Origin of the sequence: Thermosipho sp. 1074, assembly GCF_001999655.1 — a bacterium.
GTDB classification, from domain to species: Bacteria; Thermotogota; Thermotogae; order Thermotogales; family Fervidobacteriaceae; genus Thermosipho; species Thermosipho affectus.
Genome location: NZ_LBEX01000013.1, coordinates 81,263 through 98,617 on the forward strand (window position 1 = coordinate 81,263; position 17,355 = coordinate 98,617).

The 17,355-nt window shown below is 28.4% G+C and carries 20 protein-coding genes; all 20 read right to left on the reverse strand.

Annotated features, from left to right (window positions below):
* Positions 1 to 212 precede the first annotated feature (212 nt).
* Positions 213 to 1,196 carry a hypothetical protein gene (locus XO08_RS03980; RefSeq protein ID WP_075665745.1) on the reverse strand — a complete coding sequence of 328 codons (984 nt, stop codon included), beginning with the start codon at positions 1,194 to 1,196 and terminating at the stop codon, positions 213 to 215.
* A 94-nt stretch (positions 1,197 to 1,290) separates the two neighbouring features.
* Positions 1,291 to 1,965: a DUF2202 domain-containing protein gene (locus tag XO08_RS03985; protein WP_077287325.1), complete on the reverse strand. Its 675-nt coding sequence runs from the start codon at positions 1,963 to 1,965 to the stop codon at positions 1,291 to 1,293.
* Positions 1,966 to 2,054: 89 nt separating this feature from the next.
* Positions 2,055 to 2,471, reverse strand: a complete 417-nt coding sequence (locus tag XO08_RS03990; protein WP_077287327.1) for a hypothetical protein — start codon at positions 2,469 to 2,471, stop codon at positions 2,055 to 2,057.
* Positions 2,366 to 2,836: a TM1812 family CRISPR-associated protein gene (locus XO08_RS09300; protein ID WP_332881316.1), complete on the reverse strand. Its 471-nt coding sequence runs from the start codon at positions 2,834 to 2,836 to the stop codon at positions 2,366 to 2,368. The genes XO08_RS03990 and XO08_RS09300 overlap by 106 nt, the downstream gene beginning before the upstream one ends.
* On the reverse strand, positions 2,811 to 3,455 hold the full coding sequence (locus XO08_RS03995) for a TM1812 family CRISPR-associated protein (protein ID WP_077287329.1): 645 nt from the start codon (positions 3,453 to 3,455) through the stop codon (positions 2,811 to 2,813). The genes XO08_RS09300 and XO08_RS03995 overlap by 26 nt, the downstream gene beginning before the upstream one ends.
* A 164-nt stretch (positions 3,456 to 3,619) precedes the next feature.
* Positions 3,620 to 3,949 carry a sigma factor gene (locus XO08_RS04000; RefSeq protein ID WP_075665748.1) on the reverse strand — a complete coding sequence of 110 codons (330 nt, stop codon included), beginning with the start codon at positions 3,947 to 3,949 and terminating at the stop codon, positions 3,620 to 3,622.
* A gap of 110 nt (positions 3,950 to 4,059) precedes the next feature.
* Positions 4,060 to 4,248, reverse strand: coding sequence for a hypothetical protein (locus XO08_RS04005; protein ID WP_075665749.1), 189 nt, complete (start codon positions 4,246 to 4,248; stop codon positions 4,060 to 4,062).
* Between the two features lie 13 nt (positions 4,249 to 4,261).
* Positions 4,262 to 4,474, reverse strand: coding sequence for a DUF2922 domain-containing protein (locus tag XO08_RS04010; protein ID WP_075665756.1), 213 nt, complete (start codon positions 4,472 to 4,474; stop codon positions 4,262 to 4,264).
* 40 nt (positions 4,475 to 4,514) lie between these two features.
* On the reverse strand, positions 4,515 to 4,706 hold the full coding sequence (locus tag XO08_RS04015) for a DUF1659 domain-containing protein (protein ID WP_077198148.1): 192 nt from the start codon (positions 4,704 to 4,706) through the stop codon (positions 4,515 to 4,517).
* Between the two features lie 425 nt (positions 4,707 to 5,131).
* Complete coding sequence (locus XO08_RS04020; RefSeq protein WP_369819309.1) at positions 5,132 to 6,547, reverse strand: lipopolysaccharide biosynthesis protein; 1,416 nt, start codon at positions 6,545 to 6,547, stop codon at positions 5,132 to 5,134.
* Positions 6,548 to 6,595: 48 nt separating this feature from the next.
* Positions 6,596 to 7,735: a Coenzyme F420 hydrogenase/dehydrogenase, beta subunit C-terminal domain gene (locus XO08_RS04025; protein WP_077287334.1), complete on the reverse strand. Its 1,140-nt coding sequence runs from the start codon at positions 7,733 to 7,735 to the stop codon at positions 6,596 to 6,598.
* Positions 7,725 to 8,882: a polysaccharide pyruvyl transferase family protein gene (locus XO08_RS04030; protein ID WP_077287336.1), complete on the reverse strand. Its 1,158-nt coding sequence runs from the start codon at positions 8,880 to 8,882 to the stop codon at positions 7,725 to 7,727. Before XO08_RS04030 ends, XO08_RS04025 begins: the two co-directional genes overlap by 11 nt.
* Positions 8,879 to 10,231: a glycosyltransferase gene (locus XO08_RS04035; RefSeq protein WP_077287338.1), complete on the reverse strand. Its 1,353-nt coding sequence runs from the start codon at positions 10,229 to 10,231 to the stop codon at positions 8,879 to 8,881. The genes XO08_RS04030 and XO08_RS04035 overlap by 4 nt, the downstream gene beginning before the upstream one ends.
* Positions 10,232 to 10,270: 39 nt before the next feature.
* Complete coding sequence (gene rfbB / locus XO08_RS04040; RefSeq protein ID WP_077287340.1) at positions 10,271 to 11,350, reverse strand: dTDP-glucose 4,6-dehydratase; 1,080 nt, start codon at positions 11,348 to 11,350, stop codon at positions 10,271 to 10,273.
* A gap of 73 nt (positions 11,351 to 11,423) precedes the next feature.
* On the reverse strand, positions 11,424 to 12,284 hold the full coding sequence (rfbD, locus tag XO08_RS04045) for a dTDP-4-dehydrorhamnose reductase (protein ID WP_077287342.1): 861 nt from the start codon (positions 12,282 to 12,284) through the stop codon (positions 11,424 to 11,426).
* A gap of 17 nt (positions 12,285 to 12,301) precedes the next feature.
* Positions 12,302 to 12,871 (reverse strand): dTDP-4-dehydrorhamnose 3,5-epimerase, encoded by a 570-nt coding sequence (gene rfbC / locus XO08_RS04050; RefSeq protein ID WP_077287344.1) that lies wholly within the window; start codon positions 12,869 to 12,871, stop codon positions 12,302 to 12,304.
* A gap of 47 nt (positions 12,872 to 12,918) precedes the next feature.
* Positions 12,919 to 13,794: a glucose-1-phosphate thymidylyltransferase RfbA gene (gene rfbA / locus XO08_RS04055; RefSeq protein WP_077287346.1), complete on the reverse strand. Its 876-nt coding sequence runs from the start codon at positions 13,792 to 13,794 to the stop codon at positions 12,919 to 12,921.
* Positions 13,795 to 13,806: 12 nt separating this feature from the next.
* Entirely contained in the window at positions 13,807 to 14,682 is an 876-nt protein-coding gene (locus XO08_RS04060) for a glycosyltransferase family 2 protein (RefSeq protein ID WP_077287348.1), read from the reverse strand.
* A 391-nt stretch (positions 14,683 to 15,073) separates the two neighbouring features.
* On the reverse strand, positions 15,074 to 16,246 hold the full coding sequence (locus tag XO08_RS04065; protein ID WP_077287350.1) for a hypothetical protein: 1,173 nt from the start codon (positions 16,244 to 16,246) through the stop codon (positions 15,074 to 15,076).
* A 25-nt stretch (positions 16,247 to 16,271) separates the two neighbouring features.
* A complete protein-coding gene (locus XO08_RS04070; protein ID WP_077287352.1) occupies positions 16,272 to 17,315 on the reverse strand; it encodes an NAD-dependent epimerase in 1,044 nt (347 codons plus the stop codon).
* Positions 17,316 to 17,355: the final 40 nt, after the last annotated feature.

A 17,355-nucleotide genomic window follows, 5' to 3' on the forward strand; every position in this document is an offset into this window, starting at 1 on the left:
TGTGCATATACACTCAGAATGACAAAAATCCAATACTTGTCTTGTTAAATACCCTCTACTTTTCCCATATGGATGTTTTATTTGAAAAAGTGAACTTATCTATATTATTTTGCCTTATTTAAACTTTCTACATTATTTTCATAATATTTGTGCAGATTAACAACTAACTTCCTACTTCTATAAAAATATATAACAGTATCTACTTTACTACCCTACACTAAACTTTCCATAGCTATTTCTAACATTTCTTTTGCAGAATACTTCCCCGTGTCATATAATTCTCCATAAATTCTTAAATACTTATCCGATTTAAATTGGATTAAATCATAAGTAAGCTCTTTTGCAAGTACCATAGTATTGTAAAATTGTGCCAAACATTCATATGCCATATAAAACTGTTGAAATTGCTTTACCTCAGCTTGGGTTTGCAATCTATCATTGGAAATAAATTTTTTTATCATAGGAAGGCCCAAATCTATCAATATATGAGTACCAACCTCATGACTTATAAAATCAAGCAACCAATCTAACCTGGAACCAGAATAAAAAACATTTCTATCATACCCTAAGGAATTAGCATTTGGACCATTTTCTATGGAAAATACAAAAACTATCTGATATTCCCCAAACTTAAAATCAAGCCCAGTTACCTCTTCCCAAGACCTGATAAGATCCAACTTTTCTAACTCTTGATTTACAACTTTTGCTTTTTCCTCAAGTTTTCTACTCACATCTGGCCACACCATCGATTCATAAGACGAGAAATTTTCCTTATAAATTTTTCCCACTTTTTCAATAAGCTCTGCTTTATCTTCTATATTCTTAAACCACTCATCATTTATTTCTGGAAACCAAAACCTTCTCTTTTTAACATAATCAGCATACTCTCTTAAAAAATCCCCTTTTGTTCTTCTCTTTAAAGCCTTTAGCAATAAATAAAAATACTTTTGCAGCTTTTCTTCTGAGTCAAGATTGAGGTATGCTGGGAAAAAAATTAATGGATCTACAAGCTCTGAGGCAGTTCCATTTTGAAAACTAAGAATCTCTCTATTCATTTTAAGAAACTCAAGGTCCTCTTTTCTCAAAAAACAAGAATAGTCTTTAGTATAATCATTTTGAAAATTTACACCAGAAGCCGCAAGAACATGAAATATATAATTTACCCCCTTTTCAACTGTTGCAACCACTTTCTTCAAAAAATCACTCCCTCCCAAATAACCCGCCATAATCTTCACAGCTTGTATACAGTCGTTACACTAGTCACAGAAGGTAATATTCTAGATGCTAAATTTATTTTACCGGCCCCCTTTCAATAGATGTGGATATTATTGCTTCAAACTCTTCTTTTGTTATATGTTGTGGTGTGTAATCTCCTCCTATATTCTTAAGATTTCTGTAAAAAGACCTCATGTGATTCCTTGAACCTTTCATTAAATTTTTGTATACAGCTTTTATATCTTCGTTGTCTGTCTTTTGAATACAAGATTGAAGGTCAGCTATATCAAGGTCCTCTATTATCATACCAACCACCAAAGCGTCCTTGTAGGATTTTGAACCAATCTCAATAAGTTCATTATAAAGCTTCTGGAGTTCTTGATTTACAAATTTTCCTTTTACATCTTCTTTCACGGGATCATCTATATTGTATTTGTCAAGTAATATCTTTACAGTATCCATATGTGTTTGCTCAGATTTTGATATATTCAAAAATATCTGTACTTTCCAAAGTTCATAAAGCTTGAAATACACATCTCTTGCAAGTTTTTCTTCCTCTCTCATAATCAAAAGCCCACTTATTTCATCTGATGAAAGTGCTTGTTTCGGCATAGAAATAAGCTGATCTTTTATAGAAACAAAATCAAAACCAGCACCCATCCCATTATTTAAAGGCGCGTTAGGTCCAGCTGCTATAAATAACACCAAAACAATTCCCAAAAATATTACCACACTAAGTTTTTTTAACATACTATCACCTCCTAGATAAATAATACACAAATAACCTTAAAACAATCTTAAAATACCCTATTTTATATCAATTTCCAAAATCTCTCCCACTACATACGGATTTTTTTTTGTTCATCAATTGGACGTTTATCTGTTGCCATTACATACGAAATTTTTCTTCCAAAATTTAATTTATGCGAAACTTCTTTTACAATATACCCCAAAAGAGTTGTTCCACCTGTTAAGTTAACTACAATACTTCCAAAGCCTTTCAGAAATTCTTTTGCTTTATCAATTGCACTTTTAAGTTCATCAATCCCCTCAAATAGATCATTTATTAAAATCTTTTCACATTCTCCTCTAAAATTTGCTTCCTCTTTAATTTCATCTAAAAGCTTTTCACATTCCCTTGAGGTTATTACTACAAGTTTTTCTGCACTGTATTTTTTAACACAGTAAAAAGCGCTCCTTGCGTTGTACCAAGAGGTGATAGTATAGCTGTCTTTGAAACATTTCTTCTTAGACATTCTTTCATAAAGTTGTTATTTTTAAATTCATCTAACGGCGTATCTATCAACTCTTTAACTCTTTCACACAAGGTACTTTTAGAAAATCCAAAATGGGAAACATAATTACGTGCTTTTCTAATACTTTCATCTATACAACCTTGAAATTCTCTTGTTTGTGTATCAAAAAATTTATCACTTAAATTTTTTTCATAAAGAACAATATTTATGTAAAATTCCCTTGCAAGTCTTAAGGCCATACCTATATCTTCTGTTTCATAGTAAAACTTTATAAGTTCTTTTTCAGATTCTAGCTCATCTTTATTTAAAATTACTTTTCCTTTATTTGCATCAAGTTTTTCATACCTTTTGCGGTGAAAGTTCAGGGATAAACTCTTCTATCTCATATAAAAATTCCCTATTATTCAAACACTCCACAAGATTGTTTATATTCTTTTTTAACTCTTCAACTGAACCAAGCCTTAAATAAAAACTAAGTCTTTCTAAATTTTTTCTTAAATCATTTAATTTTTTAATATCTTTTTTAAACTTACCATTTTTTGATTTTTCTTCTTTAATTTTTACTTTAATCAAACTTGCTAAACTCTTTGTATAAGCATACTCTTTAAACAACTTTGCCGCATACAACCAATCTATGAACTCTAAAACTTCTCTTTTATTTAAAGCCCTTGTTTCATCTTTATCTTTATAATATTTCCCATACCAAATTTCTGTAATTTTTGAATTTTTCGCCTCTTTTAAATACATAGCCGCTACAAGTAAAACCATTGGAAACCATCTAAATGCATGGGTAATATCTATTTCAACTTCATCATTTTCATCTATAACCCTTAAAATCTCTTTCAAAAAATCTTTTATTGATATTTCTTCTGATATATCAATTACATCATAATGTACGTTCTTTCTCTTCAATTCAGGCTTTGCATGTTTTATCCAATTTTCATTACTTTTTGCATCTTTAGTTAAAAAGAAGATGATTTCCAAATTTTTCGAATCTTTTTTTTAATACTCAAAAAGTGCTAATGGAAAAATTCTCTGTCTTACTTGAACTTTCACCATATCTTCCCGTACCCAAAAATGTTAAAAGTTTTTTCATAAAATCCCCCATGTTTTTTTATAAAGGTTATAAAAGATGGTATAATCTTTTATTATTCATACTCTCCTTGCATCTCTTTAAAAATTTTGCTTTTTTCATCATCTCCTGAAATATAATCCATTTTTAATGGTGTAAATGGGAAATTTTTACAATATGGTGGTTTTCTGTTATATTTTAATATCGAAATCAACTTATTTTTTACAAAATTTAATACAAACATCCTCTCATTTCCTCTTCCATCAAACTTTTTTAGCGCGCATAGTAATATATACCATATAGTTTGTTTTAAGTCTTCATATGACTCACATTTATAACCATACCTTTTAAAATACCTCCCTGCTATCATATCAACCTCTTTTTTATACTTTTCATATACATTCATTAAAAACCCTCCCACAAAAAATTAAGAATATATAAGAATATATACATAAGTATACCACACATACCAAAAAAACAGGAGGGGACATTCCCCTCCTGCAAAACTTTATTTAATTAAAACATCACATTTGTAAGATAATCTATTGCAGGAGATAAAATCAAGTGCAGCATTTCCCTTGGTATATCAATGTTTAAATCATCGAATATGTTATCAACAAGTTCAATAACTTCTTTCTTTTTGTTTTCTCCATCTCCTGGTCTTTCTACAAGAATCATAAAAAGTTTAACCACATCCCACAACATATTAATCACCTACTTACTGAATTAAATCAAGAACAACGTTTGTGTTTGTTTCAATAACACGTGCTTCATCAAATACGTACCCTGCTGGAACAAGCCCGTTGTCTATTAAACTTTGTGCGTCTGTCTCAAGTTCTGCCGAATCAATATTTTCTATTGGTTCAGGAATGTTAATTCTTAAACTTTTTCCCTCTGTTTGATTTCTAAAAACCAAAGCCAACCTTTTCATCCCTATCACCCCTTAATATTTTTTCATTCAAATATCATTATCACTCAACTATCTCATAAGTTACAACCATGGCGCTATCTACGGAATAATTTGTGTATTTGTCAATAATCTGGACAATAGCATTTGCCTTAACAACATCCACAGTATCCCCAACATTTAATGTTTGTCTTTTAAAAACTGGTTCTCCATTTGCATCTGTGCCTGTAAGATACTTAATAGAAAGCTTTTTCATATCAATACCCCCCAAAATTTTTCTGCACGCTGCCGGCCGCGTACATATAAATATATCTACACAAGATAGTCTTCTTAACAGTATTGTATACAAACGTATAGATATTGTTACATAAAAAACTTTTTAAAATAGTCTAATACGTACTGGAATACTCCTTAAGCACAACTAGGCAGGGTTAACAGAAAAGTTACATAAAAACAATAAAGTGTTTGTAATTATAAATTCTTAAAGACTAAAAGGAGGTGTGTCTTGAACATAAGCAAAGAACCTTATTTTGGCCTCTTTTGTCATTTTGGACAAAACAGAAAATCTTAATAATATTATAATATTATATGCTTTTTTGTCGCTACTTAGATATGATTTTATTAATACAAAAGGAGAGTTAAAATTTGAAACTAATTTGAAATCTATCTTCTTATCATTATCTAAAAAAATAATTTTTTCTTTACTCGCAACAAAATCATTCCAACATCTTTTTTATTTATTAAAACAAACACTCCCAATGTTACCACTTGAATTATGGTAATAATAAGAATATTTTCTTGTATATAATTCAAAAATAGAGACAATATCACAAGTAAAAGGCTTAAAATAAACTTTTTCCAGCTAATCTTTATCTTAAAATACTTCTTTGTTTCAAATATTCTCATTATCCACATAGTTAAAAATGCCATCATCGTTGAAATTGCCGCCGCTTGCACCCCTATCATTGGTATAAACACTACATTTATTCCTATGTTTACTATCGCACCTATTACCGACGTTTTAAACGCTCCTATCGTCTTCTTTGATGCTATATACCCCACCCCAAAAAAACTTGAAAATGATGAAAATATCGCTCCTAAAAATAAAAACGGTATGTATCTCCACGCTTCATAAAAACTCGCTCCTGCCATCATCCTCACCATCGGTTTTAATACTATCGAAAATACTATTACTACTAATAATAAAAACGTTGACAGTATTCTAAATATTTTAGAATAAAATTCATCTTTATTTCCATTTTCGTATTGTTCTACCGCAGATATTTGCCATGCCTGATAAAATATCCCATTTAATATCGTTATTAGTGACATAAATTTATACGATACCGAATAAATCCCATTTGCCGCAAATCCCAGGTAAAATATTATTAAATATCTATCCGATACATTCATTATCCACCAGGAAAGTCCATTTGGTATTAAAGGAATTGAATATTCTAACATATTTCTTATCTTTTGTAATGACACATTTTTTAATGATATGTCTTTGTATATCTTTCCAACTATTAAAAGAAATAACACATCTACTAAACTTGAAAGTATATATCCTAGAAAATATCCTTTTATTCCATACCTTAAAACCACTACAAACACTATCCCAAGCGTTGCAAATGAAATTGTGTGTATTATATCACCTAATGCAAATATAAAAAGCTTTTGTTTTGCCCTAATATATGTCTTAAAAATTGAAAGAACAGAATTTATCGCAAGTGCAAATACCATATAAATTGTTAATTCGGATATACTTTCTATTTTAGATATTATTGGAACAAATACTAAAAATACTAAAATCCCCCAAAAAGAAACCATTAACGCCGAAGAAAGTACCCCCGATTTTTCTTCTTCACCTGTTTTTTCCATTGTAAAACGAAACACTGCATCAACAATCCCTAATGTAAGAAACGGCAGTAATAGACTTATCGTTGTAGTAAAAAAATCTATTTTTCCATAATCAGCTTTGGTAAGAACCCTTGTAAAAATTGGTAATAAAAAAAAGGAAATTGCTCTTGAACCAAATGTTCCAAGTGATATTATAACTGTATTTTTCGCAAGTACTTTATACTCTTTTTCCAGAATTCGTCACCAACCTCAAAAATATTCTATTATTCAAAAATTCTGTTAATATCATTTTTTTCTCACGGAATTTTTTATATTTTTCAATAAAAGCCCTCTTAATTTATATATAAGTTTTTTTATCAGGGGATATTTTGAGAAATTTCTGTACATATACTTTAAAAACTTAATTTGTTTATTTACTCTTTTTCTATTAAAATATTTTAAAGGATAACCTAATGGTTGCGATTTTTTTAGTTCTTCAATACCCAAATTAGATACACTAATCAGTTTATTTTCTTTTATTATTTGCAACCCCTTTTTTGTGTTTGCTGTAAAAATTGCTATTTTTTCCTCAGTATCAATTCCCCAATTATCTCCAATAGAGATATCTGAAAATTCTAATCCAAATAATTTTTTACAATTTAGACAACCATCAGGAATAAAAAAGTAATCTTTGCTAACAAGATAATCCAAACAATCAATTGTAATCTTTCTTCCATCTTCTAGAGTTATAATAATATTCCCGGGTCTTTTTAAACCGTATCTTGATTTATAACTTTTAACATTTTTTTCAAGTACATAAAGTAGATTATTTTCTTTCAAATATTCTTTCATTCCATTTTTCATTCTTCCAATTGTACAAGTCAAACTAATTGTTGCATAAACATTATTTATATTAAATTTTTGACAAAATTTTTCAAACGCTATATTATGACAAGGAAGTCCTACAAACAAAACTGATTTATATTTTTTTATTTTTTCTATGTTTAAAAGCTGTTTTGACGTATGATAAAATGAACCTGAATGCTGCAAAACCTTATTTTTTGAAGTCAAAAAATCGCCATAAATATTCAAATGCCTATCAAAAAACGCTACTACAACTGCATCTATTTTCTTTCTGTCAAATAAATCAATAATTATTGACGAAACAATTCCTCCAGAAGACGAATTTCTAACAATTTCATCATTTTTTGATTTCCCAACAAATACATCTTCTATTCCTTCAATATTTTCTTTTTTGCTCATTAAATCCGTTGGACAAACATCAACACAAAGCCCACAAGAAGAACATTTTTTACTATCAACAAAAGGTAATATACCTTTATTTGAAACCTCATGTATATTTATACATTTCTTAGGACATATTCCTTCACAAAGTCCACAACCTATACAATTAAACTTTACTTTTTCAAAAACATTATTTTTCATGTTTTTCCCTCTTCAATTTTAATTCTATTTTTTTCAATGCTTCCACTAAATATTGTTTTGAATTTTCTATTACTTTACTAATTTCTTTATTTTCTAAATTAGAATAAGCTTTTTGAGTTTTTTTCAAAATTTCTTCCACAATTTCAAAATTATTCAAAGTATTTTTTATCTGAACATTTTCCAATTGATATAGACTCAATAAATTCTCCATTCTTGAATTTACTTTAGAATGTGCAAACGATATAAATGGTTTATGAAAAATCAACGAAAAAGCCGTACCATGGAAAGAATTTGTTAATATATATTTAGCTTTCAAGAACAATTTAACAAAATCTATAGGACCAACATCATGTAATTTTTTTATTCCAAAGTTTTTACCAAAAAATCTTATGAAAGGTATTTCAATACTTAAAACAGGAATATTATATTTTTCAGATAAATATCTTGCTGTTTTTAATAAATTAGGGTTATATTCTAACATATATACTAGAACATATCCCTTTCTTGGAATTTTATAGTTACTATTTTCAGATATTTTTTTCCATTCATTTGAACTTATAAGAAAAACTGGATCTATACATAAATTATACTTTTTTCCCTTACAGATTTTATTTACATAATCTATCGAAGTTTTTTCTCTCAGTGAAACAAAATCAAACTTTTCTAAAGATTTGCAAAATAAATCGACAAGTTCTCTTTTTATTTCATTTTTGCCTAAACTTGCAGCATAACTTATTTTGTTACAATTAATGTTGTATAAAAGATAATCCCCAATATACTCTTTTGTTATATCATAGTTCCAAACTTGGTCACTACCTACAATAACTAAATCAAATTTATTTATTATCTTAGATAACTCATTTCTATTTTTTGCTTTTTCTGTTAAAAGCATGTTTTCATTAATAAATTTCTCAAACTTTTTATATTGTTCGAATTTTATAAATTTCTCCATTAATTTTTTAATTGCCGTCTTAAAACGAATTTGTGTATAAAAAATCCTTTTATTATACATATTAGCAAAATAATCTGGAACATAGTTTATAATATAAACCTCATTGTCTTCACTTAAATATTTATATTCCGCATACATCTGTAACACAGCTCCATAATTGATGGCCCAATTAAATGTTAATATACCTATTTTCATAATTTTTCCTCCAATAAATTTTTATAGCAAAGTATAATTTCATTTACATGATGTTTTAAAGTATATTTAAAACCAATTCTTTTAATTTCTTTATTCATTTCTTGCAACAAATATGGATTTTCTAAAATAGCTATTATAATTTTTTTCAAATGTTCATTTTCACTATCTTCTTTATAAATAAACCCTGTTTTACCATCCTCTAACAAATCACTAAATCCAACATTTTCAGAAGCTATAACTGGAATCCCGTAAGAAAAAGCCTCTAACCCAATTAAACCAAAAGTTTCTTTCCATTTACTTGGAATTATTAAAACACTTGAATTTGAAAATATCTCAATTAAATCTTTATAACTATATTTACCATAAAACTTGAAAAAATTATTATCAAAATTATCTAAATTTATCCCAGAATAATTACCATAAATATTTATTTGCCAATTTGTATGATTTTTCCTTATTTCATTTAAAATATTTACCAAATCATAAAAACCTTTTTCCTTATTCAAATATCCCATAAAAAGCAAATTAACTTTTCCGTTAATTAAGGGTTTGTAATTTATAACATTCCTATTGTCTTTTATTTTTGAATGTGTTACAGGTAAAATTTTATATGTTAATTTATTTAAATTGATATATTTAGAAAACTCATTCTTGGTTACACTACTATTAAAAATTATAAAGTCAAAATTTTCTAAAATTTTAATATAATACTTTCTGAATTTCACAAATCCCATTGCTTTATTTTTATCAATCACTAAATTTTGATAATATTTTTTTTCGTTTCGATGTTTCAAATGCTTAAACGGTTGATACACTTTTTTGAGTACTTTATAGCCTAACGGAAATGACATCAATAAATTTCTTGCTTTTATGGATTTATATGAAGCTTTATAATTACACAAAACACACGATTTTCCCTCATTAAAATCATTACATAAAGTACCATCATATTTAAACAACTTATACTTAGGGCAAAGCCCAAAATAATCATGAGCACTAAATATTGTTTTTATTCCCAGATTTTTTGCTTCATATAATAGTTCTTTTGGAAATCCCATTAAAGAATGAACATGTAGTATTTCAATTTTATTCTTTTTTAAAAAGTTTTTATAATTATTTTCTTTTTTTTCCTTGATAAATTCATTTGGATTACCTATCCCTAAAAAACTCACAGGATGTGAATTTATTATTTGATATACTGGCAGTTTTTCCTGAACTTTAAAAAATTTTATTTTACTCTTCCTTTTTCCATTATAAATTCCTGGCATTAGCATTATAACGTTATGCCCCATTTTTAATTGTTCTTTCGCTAAATCTGTAGCATAAACCGTAAGGCCTCCTCCATGCAACGGAGGAAAACCTAAAAAATAATGTGCAATATTTATTTCTTACACCTCCTTAGTTTTATTACTTTTTTCATAATGTTTCTCATAAAACTTCAAATACTCACCTGAAATAATTCTTTTTATCCAATCTATATTATTTAAATACCACTCTATTGTCATTTCAATTCCATCATCAAACATTATCTGTGGTTCCCAGCCAAGTTCCTTTTTTATTTTATTTGGATCTATTCCATATCTTCTGTCATGCCCTGGCCTATCTTTTACGTGTTTTATAAGGCTTTCATTTATTTTTTCATCTTTTGTCTTTTCTCTTAATATTTCTATTATCTTTTTTACTATGTATATGTTTTCTTTCTCATTATGACCACCTATGTTGTATATCTCTCCGCTTTTTCCTTTTTCATATACCATATCTATTGCCCTACAATGATCTTTTACATATAGCCAATCTCTTATTTGCTTGCCATCTCCATATATTGGCAATTCTTTGTGATTTAGCGCGTTCCATATCATTAAAGGTATTAATTTTTCTGGAAATTGGTATGGTCCATAGTTGTTTGAACATCTTGTTATGTTTATTGGCATTTTATATGTGTCATGGTATGCTTTTACTATAAGGTCTGCAGATGCTTTGCTTGCTGAATATGGGCTGTGTGGATCAAGTGGTGTTTTTTCTGTAAAATACCCCGTTGGTCCTAAGGATCCATATACTTCGTCTGTGGATATTTGTAAGAATTTTTTCCCACTTTTCCAACTTTTCCCATCATACCAATATTTTTTTGCTACATCAAGTAGTGTTTGCGTCCCAAGTACATTTGTTTTTAAGAATATTTGTGGCTCGTATATTGACCTATCCACATGTGATTCTGCTGCAAAGTTTATTACCCCATCTATATCATATTCTTCAAATATATATTCTACAAGTTCTCTGTTACATATGTCACCTTTTATAAATTTAAATCTTTTCTTTTGCTCTTTTGTAAGATTTTCAAGGTTTTCAAGGTTTCCTGCATATGTTAGCTTATCCAAGCCTATTATTTTTCTATCTTTGTATTTGCCAAGATAGTAATATACAAAATTGCTCCCTATGAAGCCTGCACAGCCTGTAACAAGCAGTGTCATAAAAAAACCTCCTTTTGGCTAACGGCATATAGTTTATAGATGAATTTTTTGGCTATGTGTTACTTACCATCATTCATTCACCAAACAATTCTTTCAAAAATCTATCCACAGCATTTTTCCAATGTGGCATTTCAATGTCTAACGTCTCTTTTAAACCAAAATTATCAAGTTTTGAAAACTTAGGCCTTTCTGCAGGAAGATTGAAATCTTCCTGTTTTGCTTCTTTTAATATTCCTTTCCATCCAATCTTTTCAATGATGTATTTTGCATATTCATATCTTGAACATATCCCTTCGTTTGAAACATGGTACAATCCTTTTGCGTGTTCTTTAACAACTTCCAATGTTACCTTTGCAAGGTCAACGGTATATGTTGGAGCAGATATTTCATCTGTAACCAACCGTAATTCATCTTTTTTCCTTGACCATTCAATTACTTTTTTAGCAAAATTAATATTTCCAGTTCCAAATACCCAGCTTGTTCTAATAAGTGCATAACCATCAAAAAATTGCGAAAGTAATTTTTCTCCAAGATATTTACTTTCTCCATATTTTGATAACGGATTTGGTGAATCATAAATGGTATATGGAGAACCTTTTTGTCCATCAAACACATAATCTGTCGAATAATGCACAAGAAAAGCCTTAACTTCACTTGCTGCTATTGCCAGATTTCGCACAGCAAGTCCATTTATGTTGTATGCCAACTTCCATTCTTTTTCTGCTTTATCAACCGCATTATATGCTGCACAATTTATTATAACATCTGGTTTTGTTTGTTTTACAAGTTCTCGTACATCTTTTAAATTAGTTATATCAAGTTTTTTATATCCTTTAGCAAAATCAGTTGCAATATATTCTATTTTCTCTTTTTCAAATAATTTTTGTAAATCCTGTCCAAGCTGCCCAGCAGCACCTGTTATAAGGATTTTCATTTTATCACCCAATTTTTTTACCATTCAAGTTTTTTTACTATTTCTTTTAATTGTGGTAATTTTTTATCTTTTTCCGATAATATTTGCTCTTTTATACCATATTCTTCAAATGGCCATTTAATATTTATATCAGGATCATTCCATATTACTCCTGCATCATATTCAGGATAGTAATATTCAGTTGTTTTGTAAAGAAAATCAGCCTCATCACTTAAAACAAGAAAACCATGTGCAAAACCTTCTGGAATATAAAACATTTTCTTGTTTTCTTCAGATAATATTACACCATACCATTTTCCAAATGTTGGTGAATTTTTTCTAAGGTCTACTGCTACATCAAATACAATCCCTCTTACAACACGAACAAGTTTTCCTTGTGGATATTTTACTTGGAAATGTAATCCTCTTAATACACCTTTCTTTGACCTTGAATGATTATCTTGAACAAAGTCTATATCAAGCCCTATTTCAGAAAATTCTTTTTTATTCCAGCTTTCCATAAAAAATCCACGAGTATCTCCAAATACCGTTGGTTCAATAATATATAATCCTTCTATTGGAGTCGATGTCTTTTTGAACTTTGACATTGTTTTATCCTCCTTCTATAGCTATTAGCTACACGTTACAAATTCCGCTATTTGCCACTTTCATTTGCAATTTCTATTAAGTACCTTCCATATTCTGTTTTTTCCATAGATTTTGCAAGATTAAGTAATTGTTCTTTTGTTATATAACCAAGTCTGTATGCTATTTCTTCTATTGCGGCAATATAGAAGCCTTGCCTTCTTTGTATTGCTGCAATAAAGTTACTTGCTTCTAAAAGTCCTTCTGGTGTTCCCGTATCAAGCCATGCAAAGCCTCTACCAAAAAGTTTTACTTTCAACTTTCCCATTTTTAGGTATTCTTTATTTAAATCTGTTATTTCAAGTTCTCCTCTTGCAGAAGGCTTTAGATTTTTTGCAAGTTCCACTACCTGTTCGTCGTAAAAATATAATCCAGGAACAGCATAATTTGATTTTGGATGTTTTGGCTTTTCTTCTAATGATATTACATTACCTTTTTCATCAAATTCTACTACACCATATGCTCGTGGGTCTTTTACATAATATCCAAATATAACTGCTCCTTCTTTAAGAGATGCAGCATCTCTTAGTATTTTTGAAAATCCTTGTCCATAGAATATGTTATCTCCAAGGATAAGGCAAACTTTGTCACCAGCGATAAAATCTTCTCCTACAATGAATGCATCTGCAAGTCCACGTGGTTTTTCTTGTACTTTATATGAAAATTTTAAGCCTAATTGTGAACCATCTCTCAAAAGCTTTTTATACAAATCAATATATTCTGGATTAGAGATAATGAGTATTTCTCTTATACCTGCAAGCATTAAAACAGATAAGGGATAATAAATCATTGGTTTGTCATATATAGGAACAAGTTGTTTTGAAATAACCTTCGTCATTGGATATAGCCTTGTTCCTGAACCTCCTGCAAGAATGATGGCTTTCATTTCTTTCACTCCTCAGAACTTTACTCGATATTTTTTAAAAAAACAAACGATAATTCTATTTAATTTCCAAACATTTACAACCAAACTGGCAATAATCTTATTATATCTTTTGTACCTAGTAAGTAAATATATTTTAGATTGTTTGGCAATTTCCAAGGTTCTCATACATTTTTTTATATCAAATGAATTATGTTTGTGAACTACCGAAACATTAAACAAATAAGCAATTTTATAACCAGATTTTTTTAATTTTTCGGCAATAATATTTTCCTCTTCGTATAAAAACGTTTGTTCATCAAAAAAACCTATTTTTTTAAAAACTTCTAAATTTAAAAACATACAGCACCCATATATTCTAAATACGTCTATAAAACCACTACTTCTATCTATAAATTTTTTCTTCTTCAACTTAAAAAACAAAATATCAAAAATATTTCCTGTTAGTAATCTCCAAAAACTATTCTCATCATGAAAATATATGCGAACCAAATTACCAGAACTATCAAAGACTTTAGGCCCTATCATAGCATATTCTTTGTGATTTTCCATAAACTGAACAAATTTATTTACAAAAAACTGTTCAGAAATTTCAACATCAGGATTTAGTACAAGAGCATATTTTGCTCCAATACGATATGCTAAATCTAACCCAACATTATTTCCCTTTGCATATCCAATATTTTCTTCATTAAAAATTAAATCGAAACCATACATTGATTTCAATTTTTCCAACTTACTTCTTTCGCTCACTTCAACAGAATTATCTACAATTATAATTTTTATATTTTTATAATTTTGCTTTTCTAAATTTTTTAAAAGTCTCTCTACAAGATTACTTTGGTAATAATTAAGAATTACTACACTAACTAAAGGGAATGGGGCATTCATGTTTTTCCTCCTGATTCTTCAAAACTATAATCAATTTATCAAACCAAATATTGAATGATATAGAAATTCCAAAATCAAAATCTAATAGTATACTTTGATTTAATGCAATACACTAAATTTAATCCAACATTACTTTTTTGTATATTTAAACATAACCATAAGTCCCTATATAATTTCTTAAAATGGCAATCTTATCTTCCTTAGTATTTTTTAATAAAATAAAAAATACTACAACGACTAAATGCCACAAATATTTCCAATGCAAATAATCTATGAAAAGAAAATTTATGAACCATTCTATTAGAATCTGCACAAGAAAATTTCTATAAAATGATTTTCTGCTTTTAACTATAATAAAAAAATAAAACTGATTACTCCAATTCTTAATATACTAAAAAACTTTTTTGCGATTTAATTCAATTTCATATGTATCATTTTTGACACTAAAATTCATCGTTATTAAAACCATTAAAATCCAAAATAAAGTATTCCTTAAACCATTATGAGCTAATCCATAAACCAATTGAAAAAACATCAAATAAAAATTCCCAAATTTAGATTTTTTATAAACTATAAAGATTATAATTCCAAATAATATAAATCCAATAACTCCATAAGACATTAAAATATTACCAAATGTGGAGTGTATTTCAATACCATAACCAAAGCGTTTATAATCTCCTTCACCAGCCCCAAATGCAAGGTATTCTGGAAACCTTAAGATCCTATCATAACCTCTTGCAACTAATGAATCATCACTTTGTCGTATAATAAATCTATTCACAATGTTCCTAAAAAAAACACTAGATTCAGCCATTTCACTTATTTGTTGAACTAACAAAAAGGTAACAAAAAATAAAAAGAATAAAATCAATATTTTCTTAAAAAAACTTTTCTGATTATAAATCTCAAAAAATAATAAAAAGGTTAAAATACCAACCAAAGATATAATCCCAGCCTTAGACATAGAAACAACAACCAAAATAGTTGAAAATATAATTCCAATAAGATTCCAGAACTTTTTTACTTCAATTCTATCTCCTAATAAAATTAGGATTGATAAAAATAGTAAATTGTTATAGGCTAATTGATTTGGATTGTTGAAAAACAATGAAACTCTTCCTACATTAGAACTAGGTAACCGGAAAATCAACAAAATTACTTGTAATGACAGAGAAAAAATTACAGAAAAATATATTATCTTATGCGTTAACCTAAATTCAATATTAATAATATTCTGGAAAAAAAGCAAAACAAAAAAATTATACAAATAATATATCGATTTTACCGTTATTTGTAAGCTACCATACAACAAAACTCCCCACACCATATTAACTAAAACAATCCACATTACAAACAAAAAGGTAAAGATAGTTAAATTTCTAGCTGAAGGATAAATATAAATCCTAAAGCCTTTTGATATAAAAAACAATAATATAGCTAAAGCTATAACAATATCCGAAATTTGAGGTAAACCACTTCTCCATAGATAAAAAGGCTTAAGTATAAAATAACTACCACTTAATAACAAAACTATATCAAAGATTGTTTTCTTTATTCTCATATGTCAACAACTCCAAAATATATTCTTACTTTTTCATAATGTAAAACCTATACCACTTAACAAACTCCTTTATTCCTTCTTCCAAAGCTGTTTTTGGTTCAAATCCAAAATCTCTTACTAAATCATCTATATCCGCATACGTTTCGGGAACATCCCCTGGCTGAAGTGGCAAGAACTCCTTTTTTGCTTTCTTTCCAATATATTTTTCTAATATTTCAATAAATTCCAATAATTCTACAGGATTATTATTTCCTATATTATATATTCTATAAGGAGCGACGCTTGTTCCTGGATCTAAATATCTTTTATTCCAATTTGAACTCTGTTCAGGCGGATTATTTAGTAATCTTACTACCCCTTCAATTATATCATCAATATATGTAAAATCCCTTTTCATTTTTCCATAATTAAACACTTTTATAGGTTCCCCTTTAAGTATAGCTTCTGTAAATATAAACAATGCCATATCGGGTCTACCCCAAGGACCATATACTGTAAAAAATCTTAGGCCTGTAGTTGGTAAACCATACAAATAACTATAAGTGTGAGCCATAAGTTCATTTGATTTTTTTGTAGCTGCATATAAACTAACAGGATGGTCAACATTATCATGAACAGAAAATGGCATTTTTGCATTTAACCCATAAACTGAACTAGAAGATGCATAAACTAAATGCTCTATTCCATAATGCCTACACATTTCAAGAATATTCAAAAAACCTACAACATTAGATTGAATGTATGCGTCTGGATTCACCAAACTATATCTCACACCCGCTTGAGCCGCTAAATTAATCACAATGTTAATTTTATTTTCTTTAAAAATCTTCTCTAAACCTTTTTTATTTTGTAAATCTTCTTTATAAAACTTAAAATTAGGAGCCTTTTTCAGGATTTCTAATCTGTCAAATTTCAATTGTACATTGTAGTAATTGTTAATATTATCTAGGCCTATTACTTTACAACCTTCATCTAATAACCTTTTTGATAAATGAAATCCTATAAATCCAGCTGCTCCCGTTACAAAATATGTTTTAGTTTTATCTATTTTCTTATACTTTAATACCATTATATACCTCCTCTTTTTCCAATGCATCTATTTTAAATTT